14 protein-coding genes are annotated in these 16095 nt (G+C 37.8%); 5 read left to right on the top strand and 9 right to left on the bottom strand.

What is annotated here, in order from left to right; translation table 11 throughout:
• Positions 1 to 11 precede the first annotated feature (11 nt).
• Genes EGT49_RS06670 through EGT49_RS06650 form a run of 5 tightly spaced genes read right to left on the bottom strand, consistent with a single transcriptional unit; the run spans position 12 to position 5182 of the window.
• Positions 12 to 872 carry a MurR/RpiR family transcriptional regulator gene (locus EGT49_RS06670; protein WP_135372740.1) on the bottom strand — a complete coding sequence of 287 codons (861 nt, stop codon included), beginning with the start codon at positions 870 to 872 and terminating at the stop codon, positions 12 to 14.
• A 9-nt stretch (positions 873 to 881) separates the two neighbouring features.
• Complete coding sequence (murQ, locus tag EGT49_RS06665) at positions 882 to 1772, bottom strand: N-acetylmuramic acid 6-phosphate etherase (protein ID WP_135372738.1); 891 nt, start codon at positions 1770 to 1772, stop codon at positions 882 to 884.
• Entirely contained in the window at positions 1773 to 2837 is a 1065-nt protein-coding gene (locus EGT49_RS06660; RefSeq protein ID WP_179949625.1) for a MupG family TIM beta-alpha barrel fold protein, read from the bottom strand.
• Between the two features lie 11 nt (positions 2838 to 2848).
• The gene (locus EGT49_RS06655; protein WP_135372734.1) at positions 2849 to 4276 is read right to left on the bottom strand and encodes a PTS transporter subunit EIIC; all 1428 of its coding nucleotides are present in this window, start codon (positions 4274 to 4276) and stop codon (positions 2849 to 2851) included.
• Positions 4277 to 4288: 12 nt separating this feature from the next.
• Positions 4289 to 5182 (bottom strand): alpha/beta hydrolase, encoded by an 894-nt coding sequence (locus EGT49_RS06650; protein WP_135372732.1) that lies wholly within the window; start codon positions 5180 to 5182, stop codon positions 4289 to 4291.
• Between the two features lie 259 nt (positions 5183 to 5441).
• On the opposite strand from EGT49_RS06650, the gene EGT49_RS06645 reads away from it, so the two are divergent.
• Both EGT49_RS06645 and EGT49_RS06640 read left to right on the top strand, forming a co-directional pair.
• Positions 5442 to 6362, top strand: a complete 921-nt coding sequence (locus tag EGT49_RS06645; protein ID WP_135372730.1) for an aldo/keto reductase — start codon at positions 5442 to 5444, stop codon at positions 6360 to 6362.
• Positions 6363 to 6527: 165 nt separating this feature from the next.
• Positions 6528 to 7385 carry an NFACT RNA binding domain-containing protein gene (locus tag EGT49_RS06640; RefSeq protein WP_135372728.1) on the top strand — a complete coding sequence of 286 codons (858 nt, stop codon included), beginning with the start codon at positions 6528 to 6530 and terminating at the stop codon, positions 7383 to 7385.
• 242 nt (positions 7386 to 7627) lie between these two features.
• On the opposite strand, the gene EGT49_RS06635 is transcribed toward EGT49_RS06640, so the two are convergent.
• The 3 genes from EGT49_RS06635 to EGT49_RS06625 all read right to left on the bottom strand — a co-directional run bounded on the left by EGT49_RS06635 (position 7628) and on the right by EGT49_RS06625 (position 11287).
• Positions 7628 to 9301, bottom strand: coding sequence for a glycoside hydrolase family 13 protein (locus EGT49_RS06635; RefSeq protein WP_135372726.1), 1674 nt, complete (start codon positions 9299 to 9301; stop codon positions 7628 to 7630).
• 175 nt (positions 9302 to 9476) lie between these two features.
• The gene (locus EGT49_RS06630; RefSeq protein WP_135372724.1) at positions 9477 to 10211 is read right to left on the bottom strand and encodes a YibE/F family protein; all 735 of its coding nucleotides are present in this window, start codon (positions 10209 to 10211) and stop codon (positions 9477 to 9479) included.
• Positions 10211 to 11287, bottom strand: a complete 1077-nt coding sequence (locus tag EGT49_RS06625; RefSeq protein WP_135372722.1) for a YibE/F family protein — start codon at positions 11285 to 11287, stop codon at positions 10211 to 10213. The genes EGT49_RS06630 and EGT49_RS06625 overlap by 1 nt, the downstream gene beginning before the upstream one ends.
• Positions 11288 to 11662: 375 nt before the next feature.
• On the opposite strand from EGT49_RS06625, the gene trpX reads away from it, so the two are divergent.
• The 3 genes from trpX to EGT49_RS06610 are packed head-to-tail and all read left to right on the top strand — an operon-like array spanning position 11663 to position 14303.
• A complete protein-coding gene (trpX, locus tag EGT49_RS06620; RefSeq protein WP_135372720.1) occupies positions 11663 to 12670 on the top strand; it encodes a tryptophan ABC transporter substrate-binding protein in 1008 nt (335 codons plus the stop codon).
• Positions 12667 to 13557, top strand: a complete 891-nt coding sequence (locus tag EGT49_RS06615) for an ABC transporter permease (protein ID WP_135372718.1) — start codon at positions 12667 to 12669, stop codon at positions 13555 to 13557. The genes trpX and EGT49_RS06615 overlap by 4 nt, the downstream gene beginning before the upstream one ends.
• Positions 13554 to 14303 (top strand): ABC transporter ATP-binding protein, encoded by a 750-nt coding sequence (locus tag EGT49_RS06610; protein WP_135372716.1) that lies wholly within the window; start codon positions 13554 to 13556, stop codon positions 14301 to 14303. The genes EGT49_RS06615 and EGT49_RS06610 overlap by 4 nt, the downstream gene beginning before the upstream one ends.
• A gap of 45 nt (positions 14304 to 14348) precedes the next feature.
• Here EGT49_RS06610 and EGT49_RS06605 read toward each other — a convergent pair whose 3' ends face one another.
• Complete coding sequence (locus EGT49_RS06605) at positions 14349 to 15809, bottom strand: SLAP domain-containing protein (protein WP_135372714.1); 1461 nt, start codon at positions 15807 to 15809, stop codon at positions 14349 to 14351.
• Positions 15810 to 16095 lie beyond the last annotated feature (286 nt).

Genomic DNA, 16095 nt, shown 5'->3' with positions numbered 1-16095 from the left:
TATTTATGATTTCATTTCTTTCGGGAAAAATATTTCTCAACCAACAAGTGCGATTCTTTCAACTTGCTGACGTTACTTTGATAGTCTTTCTGCAAGAATAAGTAAAACAGTAAATCAACCGTATACAACTGACTGATCAAAGAGGTCGTGGCAGCTGATCTGATTTTATCTCTCGAAACGGTGTTACTGGTCAAAACTGTTAAAGTAGCTAATTTTGCTAATCTACTTTTAGGATTAGACGTTATACCCACCACGGTAATTTTAGCTGCAATGGCGGCTTTAGCTAGCGTGACAGTTTCTTTAGTCTCTCCTGAATCAGAGATTAAAAATAAGAGTTGAGAATTTGGCTGAGTTAAGATGTTGGATAACAATAAGTGGGTATCTTGCGTATGGACGACGGTTTTACCAATTCGAGAAAATTTCTGTGTAAAGTCCTCGGCCACTAAGTTGGAAGCTCCTAGACCATAAACGGAAATCACGTTAGAGTCTGCCAATAGATTGATAACCTTTTTCAAAGTCGATTGATTTAGTCCTTGGTTGGTCGTCTCTAATGTATGTTGAATCCTCACTGCCAACTTGCGCTCCAAATCAGCTACGCCATCGGTTGGAGAAATTTCATCATACAATCCGGTGACGTTATCTACCGTCGATCTGGCCAATTCTACTTTCAAATCGGCGAAACCACTTAAACCGAGGTTTTTCGAAAAACGGACAATTGTCGCTTGGCTGACACCACTTCTATCTGACAGTTGGGCAACGCTCAAATCAGGAATCTCTTGCACATTGTCTAAAATATACTGGCCGAGTGCTTTCTCAGCTTTACTTGCGTGTTCAATCGCCGTTTTAATTGTCAGTAAAACCGTATTTGCCATGTTCTATCCTCACTTAATTGCTTGACGAACAAAACCACCTGCTTGACGTAATTTTTCTTGTGCAGCTGGTTTGTCCGTTTCGGTAGCAATCATCACAATCGCATCTTTAACTGAATAATCAGCTTTCTTTAATGTGTTTAAAGCCACGGTTTCATCAACACCGGTAACTTCACCGATAATATTTATCGAGCGTTGAACCAATTTTTGATTAGTAGGCTTAACATCAACCATTAAATTGCCATAAGTCTTGCCAATTCTGACCATAGCGACCGTCGACAGCATATTTAAAACCATCTTTTGAGCAGTTCCTGATTTCAGACGAGTTGAACCAGACAAAATTTCTGGACCGACAACTACTTCAATGGCGACTTTAGCGTGTTGACTGATTTCTGAACCGTCGTTACAAGATAAAGCCACAGTTTCTGCCCCGATACTATTGGCGTAATCCAAGCCACCCACTACATAAGGTGTGCGACCACTAGCTGCGATACCGACAACTACATCGTTTTTGTTCAAATCATGAGCTTTTAAATCATCAGCCCCTTCTGAAACGCTATCTTCAGCACCTTCAACCGCTACAGTCATAGCTTTACTACCACCGGCAATCAAACCTTGGACCATCTCTGGTTCAGTGCCAAAAGTGGGTACACACTCAGCAGCATCAAGCACACCTAAACGACCACTAGTACCCGCCCCGGTATAAAAGAGACGGCCACCTTTTTTGAAGGATTCGGCAATTTTGTTGGCGGCAATTGATATTTGAGGTAACTGCTTTTTGACGGCTAGAGCAACCTTTTGATCCTCAGAATTCATAACCTTAACGATCTCTTCGGCAGTCATTTCATCCAAATTCATCGTTTGAGGATTCCGCCCCTCCGTCGATAATTTCTTAATGTCCAATTATAATCCCTCATTTCTATCAATCAACTCAATTGCCTGATTAGCCTGGCAATACTGTAATAATTTCAAATCTGTAGTCAAAACTTGCCCGATAACATTAACCGTCGCATCAGCCGGCAAATTGACCTTAACTAACTGCAATTCACCTTGGTAACGCCCCGAAAGATGGTTATCCAAAGTAATTGCACCAATTTTTCTAGCAAAATTATTTTGGGGAGCAATCACACTTTGGTTTAAACTTCTACCTTCACGCAATCTAACCACATCCCTGGCAACATCTGCTCTTTGATGGAAAATTTTCTTCAGATAATCTGGTACGGCGCCATCAAAACTAACCTTAATTTGTAAAACATTATTAACAAAATAATTTCTAAATTGTTCAAACGTCGTCTGCTTCAAAGCTGGATCTCCGACATAGATTCGATCAACTTGAAGCTGTTTAAAATCAAGTGCAGCGACTAGAGGATTTTCATAGCGATGTTCCTCTAAAGTTGGCAAGCCTTTATAAACTGGGGCTCGCAAATTATTATCACCTGGTATAAAGGCCATTACCTTGAAATGGTTATTTTGAAGCCATTGATTCTTTTGAATAAACCAATTCTTCTCCAAACCGGTATTTTCACGTGGATAATAATTATGCCAAGCTTCCAAATTATCAAAATCAGCTTGAGCTGTTATCAATTCATCGATATCACTTTGTTCGATCGTGCTGGCATTTAAAGCAACTTTCATTCCATGAGTTAGTCGCGCAATTTTTTGATTGTCGATTCCATCATCGATTCGTAACATCGTGACATGCATCTTTTTGAAAACCTTCAAATCACGATCCAGATTCAAATTCAAACGTTTCAAAGAACTGGATGAAATGTCTAAGGTCAATTCCAATTCGTGATTGGCGCATAAACTACCTAGCTCACTCAAATTTTTCAACAAAACTTTTGGGTCATCTTCTGGCAAATTGATTGAGGTGAAGACACCTTTGAAACCGGCTTCGACAAAGCGATTGAACATTTCTAAATCTTTTTTGGTCAATGAATTGTGTAGATAAGCTGAAAATCCTAGCATAATTTTCTCCTTTATTCTGGATAAATTTCGTTAATTCGATCTTCATCGACACCGAAGAACCAAGTTACGACAAAACCTCCGGCATAGGCGACTAAGAGGGCTAATAAGTAAACCCACTGTTGTCCTGGTTGCATGATCAATAGTCCAAACAAGCCAGAAACACCTTGAGAAACGGCTCCTAGATGGAATAATGAAGCGACGATACCACCAAAACCAGCACCGATACTTGCGGTAATGAAGGCTCTACCAAGTGGCAAAGTAACGGCGTACATCAATGGTTCACCGACACCTAAAATAGCAACAGGAATTGAACTCATAACCATTTTTCTAAAGCGTTTGTTCTTTGACTTGAAGTACAAAGCTAATCCGGCACCGACTTGACCACCACCGGCCATCATCAAAATAGGTAGTAAGTAGTTAATACCTTTAGTAGGGCCAGTAGGATCATTCAATAGCACATGGATTGGTGTCAAAGCTTGGTGTAAACCAACGGAAACTAAGGCTAAGAAAGTTGATGATAGTAAGAATCCACCGAAGACACTGAGTTTTGTATAGATGAAATCCATAACTGTATAGATAGCAGTTGTTAACCAAGCACCAACTGGTTGTAGGAAAACAACGGCTAATAGTGAACCAATAATAACTGTCAAAAGTGGTGTGAAGAAGGTATCTAACACACTTGGCATAATCTTACGCAAATTCTTTTCCAAGAAGGCAAAGAAAATACCCATCAATAAGGCAGTGATCAAACCACCAACACCGACTGTATAAGGGGCGTTAGTAAATGGCATTGAAATAGCTTGCGAACTTAATGGTGAACCGGTAATTGTAACTCCTAAACAGAGCGTACCACCGATACCACCAAGGATGGCACTACCTTTAAACTCACGAGCAGCATTCATTCCAACAAAAATTGGTAAGAAAGTAAATAGTCCCCAACCAATTGTCTTGATAGTCATATACCACCAATCAGTTACAAAAGCTGATCCGGTTTGATAATCAATAACATTAGCTAAACCATTGATCAATCCAGCGGCGATGATACCTGGTAAAAGTGGAATAAAGACGTTAGCAATGTGTTGTAGACCACGTTGGAGTGGTTTATCATGTTTAGCCTTATTCTCTTTCTTATTTTCTTTAGCAATATCTTTAACATCGTCACTTTCTTCGTCGTCAGTGTCGCTCCCCAAAGCAACTCCAGTCAGATCAGCGAAAGGTTCAGCAATTTTATTAACTTTACCTGGTCCTAAAACGACTTGCAGTGTATCAGCTTGAACAACTGCCAAAACACCGTCAATTTGTTTCAAGGCATCAACGTTAACTTTGTCATTATTCTTGATGCCTAATCTCAATCTCGTCATACATGCGACGTTAGCAGTAACATTTTCTTTGCCACCGACGTTTTTCAAAATTTCTTTTGCAGTACTTTTTGCGTCCATGTTAGTTACCCCCTATTTAAATTCTTGCATCAACCAGTTGTATGATTTCGGAGTAGCTTTCGTCCAAAATGTCCAATTGTGGTTATCTCCAGTATCCTTAACATACTTAACTGAGAATTTATCTTTCTTCAAAGTCTTCACAAATCTATTAACATTCTTAATTGGAACAGTTGTATCGTCTGAAGTTGTTTCAACATAGAATTTAACTGGCTTAGTCTTCTTGTTGATGTACTTAGTTGGGAACAAACTGTTATAAACTTTATTCGACCAGTTAGTCTTGCCATTAGTAAAGGCATGCATGTTCATTCTGATTGGATTGTCCTTTGGCAAACTGTACCAAACAGATGGTGAGATCAATAAAGCTTTTGAGAAATAGTTAGAATATTTCAATGAAAGTCTAGCAGCGGCGTAACCTCCCATTGAGATGCCACCGACAGCGTGATCTGCTCTGGATGAAGAAACTTTATAAGTTGAATTGATCTTTGGTACTAAATCTTTCATGATGGCACTTTCCATTTGCATGCCACCTTTTTGATTAACGTAAAAACTGTTAAATCCATCAATGAAAACGACAATTGCCTTTTGACCATTACGCTTCATTGCCCCGTCGAGCATTTGTTGAGAATTGAATCTCTCAAGTAAATTTCTATGATTTCCGTATAATCCGTGCATCATGTAAAGAACTGGATATTTCTTCTTTCCATTAGGATTGTATCCACCTGGAACATAAACATCGTAATTCCAATCAAGATGCAATTTCTTGGAATACATTGTTGTAGTTGCCACTGAACTAGTTGGTGAAACCTTAGTTGCAGCTTTAACTGTATTACCAGTAAACGTAGCTATGCTGAGCAGTGTAAGCAGGCTCGCAGCAATAACTAAAAATCTTTTGACATATGATTTCATAATAATTACCCCCAAATATATTTTTGTCATCGCTTACAATTAGATAATACAACAATAAAACTTAATTTCAATATCCTGATTGTAAATTAAAAAATTATAAAATATAATTTCATATTTTATGACTTCTTTTTACGAAAAAAAGCCAAATTTATGATGAATTTACAATAAGTATGATTTTTGTAAGCGTAATCTTTATAATTGACTTATAAATAAAAAATCTCAATAATTAAAAATGTGATTAATAAATGGAGGCTTTGTAATGAAACAACGTTATATAGGTGAAACCAGCTGGAAAACTTCAGCTGTAGCCTTAGGTATCATGAGAATGGAAAAATTAGATCCTGCCCAAGCTGCTAAAGCAATCGACACAGCTTATGACAGTGGCATCAATTTTATTGACTCCGCTGATATTTACGGTGGTGGAAAATCTGAAGAAGTCTTCGGCCAAGCTTTGAAACAAAGTAATGTTAAGAGAAGTGACTTGTTCATCCAATCTAAGGGTGGCATCGTTTCTGGCAAGAGATACGATTTTTCTAAACAACATTTGATCGATGCTGTCGACGGTTCATTGAAGAGAATGGGTATTGACTATCTTGATTCCTTCTTACTTCACAGACCTGATCCATTGATGGAGCCAGAAGAAGTCGCTGAAGCTTTTGATGAACTACAAGCTGCTGGTAAGGTTCGTCACTTCGGTGTTTCTAACTTCAATCCTCAACAATACTTGTTAGTTCAAGAAGCTGTTAGTCAAAGATTGATGATCAACCAATTACAATTCAGCATCATGCATTCAGGAATGATCGACTTTGGTTTGCACACTAATATGACTGATACACGTTCAATCAACCATGATGGAGGCCTTTTGGAATTCTCTAGAAGAATGGGTGTAACTATCCAAGCTTGGTCACCATTCCAATACGGTACCTTTGCTGGAACATTTATCAACAATGACAAGTTCCCAGAATTGAACAAGAAGTTGCAAGAATTAGCCGACAAATACGGTGTCAGCAAGAATGCTATCGCAACTGCTTGGATTCTTAGACATCCCGCTGACATTCAAGTTATCATTGGAACAATGAATCCTGAACACATCGCTGATAGTGCTAAAGGTGGAGACGTCGACCTAACTAAACAAGAGTGGTATGACATTTACTTCGCTGCCGGCAATGATTTGCCTTAAAATGAAAAATTAGGGGTATAACTTTTTCTCCTAAATTTGCATCATAAAAAAATAGGCCATGGTAATCAAAATTTTGATTGCCGTGGCCTATTTGCCGTAATACCCTAGAATTGATCATGTTCTGTTATAATTTTCACCAGACAAACAAAAGATTCGAGGCTTATTATGTCATCAGAAAAAAGTACCGCTGCCGAAGTAGTCGAAGCGATGAAATGGCAGATCGTACATACACAAAAACAAATCAAATCATTGAATCGCGCTATCACCCAAATCGGCGACGTGGACGTTTTAAAAACTAAAGGCACCCTCTTAAAAACTTACGCTAAAGATGTAGATCTCCAAAAAGGCTATGTCGTTTTACCTGACTATCGAAAAAATGGTCAACAGTTAACTATTTATTTAGATGTCACGCAATCAGTCATGGATAATGCTGAGAAATACTTCCATCAATATCACAGAGATAAGCGTGGCTTGGAAACTATCCAACACAATCTTGATCAGGCTAATGAAGACTTAAAAAAACAAGAACAACGCCAAGAAGATTTCGACTCCGAAAATAAGGAATTAGTCCAACTCGTCAAGCAACAACTTATCGACGAAGGAGCACTAAAAACTAAGGTGCTTCACTCATCTAAGGCTCCCGAGCCAGCTCATCCACGACGCTTTTATACAACTGATAACGTCCTAGTTGAAGTTGGTAAAAATAGTGCTCAAAATGACCACCTAACTTTAACTGCCAACAAAGACTACTACTGGATGCATGTCAGCGAATTAGCCGGTTCTCACGTTGTAATTCACAGTGCCAATCCTTCCGAACTGACTCTTTTACAAGCTGCCAATTTAACAGCCTACTACAGTAAGGGACGTGGACTCAAGCAAGTTCCCGTGGATGTTTTAAAAGTACGACAACTTTTCAAACCTAAAGGAGCTAAGTCGGGACTAGTCGAATTCACTGGTCATGCTAAAACTTTGACCGTTACACCAGATGGCAGCTTAGCTAAAAAGCTAGCTGAAAAAGACTGAGAAATCAGTCTTTTTTACTCCCAAATTTGCAGCATAAACGCGGAACAGGACATAAACTTTGGATTTATTTGCCCTAATACTCGAGAGTTGATCATGTCCTATCCCGCTCTCTAACTGAAATGAGTTACACAAGAGCAACTCCCTCCGAGATAACAAAATTTCAGCAATCACTCGCAAAGTGCGACGAGCAATTCCTGAAATTACGTTATCCTCCGGGAGCTGACCGCTCTTGTTTCACTCTCTTATTTAAGTAAATAAACCTTACTTTCATAAGCTCTCAAACGTGTATGCTTATCGTCATCATAATTGCTGATCAATAAGGCACCACTTTCTTGACCATAATCACGAATAACATCTTGAGCAGTAAAGTTATTGATCACTAATAAGGTTTCATCGTTATAACGGCGACGGTAAGTAAATACTTCTTCATCTTCCAGATCGAGTACGGCATAGTCACCATAGACAACTAAATCGCAATTATGACGTAATTCAATTAACTTTTGATAATAGTAAAAAACTGAATCAGGATCAGCTAAGTTTCTTTTCACATTAATTTCTGGATAATTGTCGTTGACAGTAAACCATGGTGTTGTTTTGGCAAAGCCACTATTAACAGTGCTGTCCCACTGCATTGGGGTTCTAGCGTTGTCGCGTGATCGATTAGCTAAATACTTGAGCATCGTTTCTTGGTCAACAATCTTTTCAATGTCGACGTATTCTTGATAAGCATTCAACGACTGGACGTCTTCATACTGCAACAACTTAGTAAAATGGGCATTAGTCATGCCGATTTCTTCACCTTCATAAACATACGGCGTTCCTTGCAGCATGTGAAGCGTGGTTGCCAGCATCTTAGCGGCCTTCACACGATATTTGGGGTCGTCGGTCGCAAAACGTGAAACTGCCCGAGCTTGGTCATGATTACTCCAATAAAGACTGTTCCAACCTTTCCCATCCAGCGCAATTTCCCATTTACTGAGAGCTTTCTTCAAATCGACCAAATTAATTGCTTCATCATTCCAATGACCCAAACGTTTATCCTTATTTGGCGAAACATTGACATGCGTGAATTGGAAGACCATATTTAGCTTATTTGCTTTCAACCCAGCATAATCAATTGCATTTTTAGGCGATGAACCGGGCATTTCTCCGACCGTCATAACGTCATATTTTGAGAGAACCTTTTCGTGCATCTCATCCAAAAATTCAGCCAAACGATGCCCATTAGCCACTGCTCCGGTACCACCAAATTTTGCTCCCGGTTTAACTGGGCCGTCAGGTAAGCCTACTGGTTTAGAAATTAAATTAATGACGTCCATACGAAAACCGTCAATTCCTTTATCCAACCAGAAACGCATCAGATTCCAGACTTCTTCACGCACTTTGGGATTTTCCCAGTTCAAATCAGGTTGTTCTTTGGCATACAGATGCAAATAATATTGCCCAGTTTGCTCATCGAATTCCCACGCCGAACCATCAAAACGTGAGCCCCAATTGTTAGGCGCATGTCCGTCAACTGGATCACGCCAAATATAGTAATCGCGATATGGATTATCCTTTGACTTTCGACTCTCTTCAAACCATTTATGTAAATCAGACGTGTGATTGACCACCAGATCCATCATAATTTTCAATCCCAGAGCATGCGCTTTTTCCAGCAACTTATCAAAATCTACCATCGTGCCATATTCAGGTTGAATTGCTAAATAATCGCTAATATCATAGCCATTATCACGATTAGGCGACTTGTAAATGGGATTTAACCAAATCACATCCGCACCTAATTTTTGAACGTACTCCAAACGACTCGTGATCCCATTCAAATCACCGATTCCGTCATTATTGCTATCCTGAAAACTCATTGGATAGATCTGATAAACTACCGATTTCTTCCACCATTCATTATCATTGGCCATAATTTTTCCTCAACATTCAGTCAATTTACGTTACGCCAAAATTTTACTAAACAACCTTGATTTTTAGCAATAAAATCAGGGTCTTTAAAAAAAAGAAATTTATGGTCGATGAAGCCAGTATTCACGCGATTCTGATCGCTTTAGCTTCAAAATATAAAAATAAAAATATCGGTAACTACTTCTTTTTACGATAAACCAGGTAGGAAGTAATCGGAACTGTCAAAATAACTCCAATCGTACAGATCAAAGTCGTTAAAATTTCGGCGACTAATAATTTATCATTTAAAATATCGCCAAATTTATAACCCAATGAGTGAATCAAAAATAACAATGGGAAAGTTGCGGAAAAGAAGTTGAATAACAAGGTATTCGTCTGAGTATTCAAAATCTTATTTCCAACTGAAAAACCGTCATCAAAAATTTCTTTCGGTGTTAAAGTCGGCTTATTCAAAACAATCTCATTCAAACCACTGGTAATAGCAACACTAGTTTCAGAGATTACGCCTAAACTATTGATGACAATAATTGCGATTGCTAGTTGTGGGAAAGAAATCCCTGCTGCTAATGAAAAGGCTTCAAGTTCATCTTGGTTTTCAGCTCCCATACCTTGAGCGCTAGCCCAGTATTCCAAGGGAATCGTCAACAACAAAATTACTATCATGATCAAAATTGACGTCGTAAAGGCGGTACTAGCAGTTTGACTATTTTCCACATTCATAAAAATAGCTACCACTAGAATAATAAGTGCAATCACGCCAGTAGTAATCAAGATATTGAATCCATCAGCAATTAAAATCAAAAGTGCAACGACTGAAATAACATTGATTCCCAATCCAAACAGTAAAGTTAGACCTCGTGTACCTGCTACTAATAGCAGTAAAACAACGAATGTCGCAAATAAATACAACATTATTTCACCTTCTTTGTGATAACTTTGCTAGCAATAAAACTAGTTATTGGCACTGTCAAAACAATCCCAATCGCACTGATCAATAGTTGACCAATGCCTAAACTCAAAGTCATATTTATCGTATAGCTGATGGAATTGCCGTTACTCAAATACAGTAAAACAACATTCAAATTCTGCGCTATAACGATGAATAACAAGATATTGATCAGCGGACCAATCAATTCACGACCGATATTGATTCCGGACTTGAAGAGTTTCTTTTCAGAAATATCGGCCACCTCTTTCTTCATCTCAAGCAATGACGAAGAAATATCCATCGTTTCATCCAAAATAACTCCTAAAACGCCAAAGATAACTTGTGACAAGAAAACACTCAAGTACGGCTGTAGTTCAAAATCATTTAATTCCAAATGCATTCCACTATAACCCGTCATACCCAAAATAAAGGTACTCAATAAAAGTGCGGTCGTTGTGGCTAAAACAGTACTCGAATATGCCATTACCGCTGAATACGTTGGACCTAAAATAACTAATAATGCCGTTGCAGAAATTAATAACGCCGTTATAACGGTTGATGGTAACAAGGCACTATTGTGTGTACCGATAATCAATTGTAAATAACAGAAATAAATTGCGATGTTAATTAGAATACTAACAAACAATTTACGCCGATCAAATTTCATGCAATACAGCAAGAAGATGACAATACCAAGCGTGAATACTACTGAAGTATCACGCTTAATATTTTTTGCTGTGTAGTGGTTTCCGGATTTGGATAAGATAACTTGTTGTCCGGTTCGATACTTATTGTCAGTCAATTGTGAACGATAATAGGTATTGGTAAATGAAACTTTCTGTCCTCTTTTTTTAGTGTTCAAAAACTTTCCAGTAACTCTTTGGGTCACCTGAGTATCAGTGTTTTTGTACTCATCTGTCGAAGTTTGCTTATCAGTGACCTGCGTCTGTTCCACTTTGATGATTGGATCATGGTACAAAAAACTATCAAAGTGGGTGAATGTCGTGGCTAATAAAACCAACAAGCCTACGATTATTAGCAAGCGAATATTTTTTTTCATGAGAAATCTCTCCTTGCTTTGCTTATTCTTACATTATATGTTTTTTCAGAAAATTTTTAATAACTAAAGTATTATTAATTTGCGGTTGACAAGTTTTAGATTATGAAATATATTTGAAACATCAAATTCGTTAGGAGATTTCAATTATGAAAAATACATATACACTTCTCATCGCGAATATTCGTTGGCAAAGCCGATAACTCAGATTGATCCGATATGGATTCAGTCTGAAAGGATTGTATCCATGTCGGCTTATTAAACTAGGATAATTTTAGAGCCCACATGGAATTTTTATTAAAAGACCATGTGGGTATTTTATTTTTTAGGCAATCCCACAAACTCTGGGGTTGCCTTTTTAATTTGGGGGAATATACGATGAAACACACCAAGAGACTTTATGCGACACTCGTACTACTATTCGGATTTTTAATTTTCGCATTCTTTTATACTAACCACGCCGATACCAAAAAGGAAAACGCTATTCCTAAAGTCGGTGTTCTGCAATTAATGTCACATCCCGCCCTTGATCAAATCAATCAGGGTATCGATGACACTTTGAAAAAACACGGTTACATTGATGGTAAAAACATTAAAATCGAATTTCAAAATGCTCAAAATGACCAAAGTAACTTGCGTACTATAAGTAAGCAATTCGTGCAGGATAACGTTGACGTAGCGGTTGGAATTGCGACACCATCCGTCCAATCACTGAAAAATGCCACCAACAAGATTCCCCTCGTTATGGGAGCCGTGACCGATCCAGAAGGCTCCGGTATCATCTCAAATAACAAGAAACCGGGCGGCAATATCACCGGTGTTTCCGACCAAGCACCTTTGAAAGCTCAATTGGATTTGATGAAACAAGTCATCCCTGATTTGAAAACAATCGGCATCATCTATACCTCCAGCGACGCTTCAGCCACTAGCCAAATGAAGAAAATGAAAAAACTGGCTCAACAAGCTGGAATTCACGTACAAGTATCCAGTATTAATTCAGTCAACGATATTCAACAAGTTGCTAGTTCGTTGATTGAAAAGTCACAAACTATTTATGTCCCAACCGACAACACCGTTGCCAGTGGTATGAAATTGTTAACTTCAATTGCTGCCAAACAAAACAAAGCGGTCTTCCCAGCTGCAACCACAATGGTTAAAGATGGCGGTTTAGCAACAGTTGGTTTGAGTCAATACGAACTCGGTGAAGAAACTGGTGAACACGTCGTCAGAATCCTTCAAGGCAAAGAAAAAACTGCCACGACTCCCGTTACTTTCATGCAAAAAGGCCATCTGATGTTAAATGAAAAGATGGCTAAAAAACTTAACATTCAATTCTCCGATTCACTCATCAAAGAAGCTCAAAAGAAAGGACAGATCATCAAATGAATTTAATCGTCTCTACTATTAGTCAAGGTTTCATCTGGTCAATAATGGCCATCGGTCTTTTCATAACTTTCCGGATCCTCGATTTTCCTGATATGACCGTTGAAGGGAGCTTCCCACTTGGTGCCGTTACGGCTGTCAGTCTAATTCAAGCCGGACACTCAACTTTATTCTCACTGTTAATTGCTTTCGTTTTCGGTTGCTTGGCAGGTTTCGCTACCGCCTTTTTATACGCTAAGTTAAACGTTCCGATTCTTTTAGCCGGAATCTTAACGATGACTGCCATGTATTCGATCAACTTGCGCATTCTTGGCAAAGCTAACATGTCCCTAACCAAGCCTAACAACATTTTCAACCAATTTGGCTTGGACAAGTTACCCACTAATTTCAACGGTATCGTCCTCGGCGTCATCGTTATAACGGTGATCATCTTCCTATTAATTATCTTTCTCAACACGGAAAAGGGCCAAGCCGTCATCGCTACTGGTGACAACGAAACAATGGCCGCATCCCTTGGTATCAACACAACAGTCATGAAATTCATCGGTTTGATGGTTTCTAACGGTATCGTCGCTTTAACCGGCGGCTTGATTGCCCAACAAAATGGCTTCGCCGACGTCAATATGGGTATCGGAGTCATCGTTATCGGCCTTTCCGCTATCATCATTGGTGAAGTAATCTATCCTGATGTTCCTCTGAGTGTGCGTTTAATCACTATCGTCATCGGAAGTATCGTCTACCGATTAATCCTAATGATCGTCCTTCAATTAGGCTTCAACACTAACGATTTAAAGCTGATTTCCGCTATCATCTTGGCTCTCTGCCTAGCACTACCAACGATTCGCGAACAGTTCTTAAAAACTATGAGAAACGGGGTTAAAACAAAATGACACCACTATTAGAAATAAAAAACGCCGTCAAGACGATTTACAATGACGACGACAATCTTAATATTTTGAACAACATCAATTTGACCATCAAACCCAAGGATTTCGTAGTCGTTTTGGGAACTAACGGCGCCGGTAAATCAACTTTACTTGATGCCATCACTGGAACAAATGAGCTAACCTCGGGAAAAATTTTATTGAATGGCAAGGATATCACGGATGAAAATCTCGCCAAGAGAAGTCGCCACATCAGTCGAGTTTATCAAGACCCCAAATCCGGCACCGCACCAAGAATGACCGTAGCTGAAAATCTTCTCTTAGCCAAACGTCGTGGACTTCCCAGAAGACTACACTTGCGTCATCTAAAAGAAAACATGCCTGAATTTAAAGAATTAATCTCTAATTTACCAACTTTAGACAATCGTTTGAATACTTTCACTGAAAAATTGTCCGGTGGTCAACGCCAAACTTTAAGTTTCTTGATGGCTATCATTCAAAAACCAGAATTACTACTATTAGACGAACACACTGCTGCCCTCGATCCGCAAACAAGTAAGGATTTAATGGAATTAACTAATAAAGTAATCCTAGAAAAAGAACTAACTTGCATGATGATCACCCACGACTTATCAGATGCGATGAAATATGGCAATCGCCTACTAGTTTTGAAAAAAGGCCAAATCATTTTGGATTTAAATAAAACTGAAAAAGATAAATTGAAAGAAAAAGACCTCTTACAATACTTCTAAACAAAAAAGACACCCTTCAACAGGATGCCTTTTTTATTTGGAAAATTATTTTACGTCAGAAACTTTTAGCCATTCATTTGTAGCAACACGATACATCTTTTCACCTTGGATCAAAGCAGTTTTATCAGTCATCCACTTTGTACCAGCAGCAAGTCCACGGTTACTTACAATATTACCCTTTGAATCAAACAACTTCTTGTAGTTACCAGCAGCAGTTTCAACTACAGCATTACTTGCAGTATATTCGTAAACGTCACTAGCTTTAACCCATTCGTTAGTAGCAACACGGTAGTATTTAACACCGTCACGAACCATAGTCTTGTCAGCAGCCCAGTTTGACTCACCAGCTAGACGTCTGCCAGAGATAGCTTTACCTTCAGCATTGTATAGAGTTACGTATTGACCTAGTGTTGTTGCTACTGTGCCTTTGAAGTCTTGAACCTTAACAACGTGTTTGTTTGAAGGAGTCGTTGTTGATGGTTTTGTTGTTGGTTTTGTAACAGCAGAACCATTAGAATTTGATTCTGATTTCTTTGATACTTCCACAATAATTTCATCTTGATTGTTAATTTCAAAGGAAGTGTCTTTTACTATGTAACCTTCTGGAATTCTAATATCTTTTATTGATAAAGCTTTTGAATCAATATTAACGTCTTTCGAGTAGGCAGAAACTTGTGTTTTAGTATCTTTTTTGTTAGTTCTAAAAATTATAAGGATATTTTTTGTATTTGCAGGTTTCTGAATTCCACTAATTAAATTAATTTTTACAATTCCATGTCCAGTTGATCTATCAACAGAAAATTGTTTTTGATTATTCTTGATTTTAAATCCACCTAAATTAATACCTAATTCGTCGATATTAACTATTTCGCTATTTTTCTTGATATTTGCTTTATTACTTAGACCATCGATAGAAATCGGCTGCCCATCCAAGATGTATACAACATTTATTTCTTCAGTCGCTTGGACCATCTTTACTGTCATGGTCTTATCTGTATTCTTTATAATTTTATCAATTTTATAACCAACCGGTATGTTAGTAATTTTGTTACCATCAATTACTCCATTGAAAACAACCAGTTGTTTTGGTAATTTAGCTTTATCAGCAGGTTGAACATTTTCAAATCCTTCATAGTTCAAACTAAAAACTTCGCCTTTTTCCAAAACTACTTTTGCTTCCCATGATTCTTTATCATTCTTAACAATCTTACTAGTTGAATTCTTTATCCTATATGTTTCTGGAATATTAATTCCCTTTAAATCCGTTAAACTAACTGAATTTTTCTTGCCATCAATATTTACTGTTTTGTTTTGTAAACTTGTTTCGCCTGTAATGTCTTTTCCCGAGTTATCGACAAAACGAATTGTTACTTTTTTTTCTTCCGTTGTTTGTTGTTCTGTTGCGTTCGTATCAGCAGCATATGAAACAACGTTGTTTACATTCACTCCACCCAAAATACTTGAAAATAATAATCCTGTTACAATAATAGATTTGCTTAATTTCATCCCTATTCCCTCCGGAAATTCTTTCTTATTAATAAGATAAAACTAATGTATACAAATCGTAAAATTTTAGCAATAGAAAAATGTCGAAATTTTATTTCGTTATTGTTTTTATTAATATTACTATATTTATACAAATTATATTTACTTTTACATATTTCTATTTATATTAGTTTTTTATTATGTAAGCGGATGACAATAATTATTTTCTAATTATTCATTTCATATTTATTTGTGTGATGGGACATTAGATTATAAATTTATAAAATTTTGACCAGAAAAAAACTGT

The sequence above is a fragment of the Companilactobacillus suantsaicola genome (assembly GCF_004745525.1).
Taxonomy (GTDB): Bacteria; Bacillota; Bacilli; order Lactobacillales; family Lactobacillaceae; genus Companilactobacillus; species Companilactobacillus suantsaicola.
This window is presented reverse-complemented; position numbering and strand designations above follow the sequence as displayed.

What these genes read in the sequence shown, in the direction of transcription:
- EGT49_RS06645 (WP_135372730.1), top strand. Translation starts at nt 5,442, where the DNA reads ATGAAACAACGTTATATAGGTGAAACCAGCTGGAAAACTTCAGCTGTA.
- EGT49_RS06625 (WP_135372722.1), bottom strand. Translation starts at nt 11,287, where the DNA reads ATGAAAAAAAATATTCGCTTGCTAATAATCGTAGGCTTGTTGGTTTTA.
- EGT49_RS06605 (WP_135372714.1), bottom strand. Translation starts at nt 15,809, where the DNA reads ATGAAATTAAGCAAATCTATTATTGTAACAGGATTATTATTTTCAAGT.
- EGT49_RS06610 (WP_135372716.1), top strand. Translation starts at nt 13,554, where the DNA reads ATGACACCACTATTAGAAATAAAAAACGCCGTCAAGACGATTTACAAT.
- trpX (WP_135372720.1), top strand. Translation starts at nt 11,663, where the DNA reads ATGAAACACACCAAGAGACTTTATGCGACACTCGTACTACTATTCGGA.
- EGT49_RS06670 (WP_135372740.1), bottom strand. Translation starts at nt 872, where the DNA reads ATGGCAAATACGGTTTTACTGACAATTAAAACGGCGATTGAACACGCA.
- EGT49_RS06635 (WP_135372726.1), bottom strand. Translation starts at nt 9,301, where the DNA reads ATGGCCAATGATAATGAATGGTGGAAGAAATCGGTAGTTTATCAGATC.
- EGT49_RS06630 (WP_135372724.1), bottom strand. Translation starts at nt 10,211, where the DNA reads ATGTTGTATTTATTTGCGACATTCGTTGTTTTACTGCTATTAGTAGCA.
- EGT49_RS06640 (WP_135372728.1), top strand. Translation starts at nt 6,528, where the DNA reads ATGTCATCAGAAAAAAGTACCGCTGCCGAAGTAGTCGAAGCGATGAAA.
- EGT49_RS06615 (WP_135372718.1), top strand. Translation starts at nt 12,667, where the DNA reads ATGAATTTAATCGTCTCTACTATTAGTCAAGGTTTCATCTGGTCAATA.
- EGT49_RS06655 (WP_135372734.1), bottom strand. Translation starts at nt 4,276, where the DNA reads ATGGACGCAAAAAGTACTGCAAAAGAAATTTTGAAAAACGTCGGTGGC.
- EGT49_RS06660 (WP_179949625.1), bottom strand. Translation starts at nt 2,837, where the DNA reads ATGCTAGGATTTTCAGCTTATCTACACAATTCATTGACCAAAAAAGAT.
- EGT49_RS06650 (WP_135372732.1), bottom strand. Translation starts at nt 5,182, where the DNA reads ATGAAATCATATGTCAAAAGATTTTTAGTTATTGCTGCGAGCCTGCTT.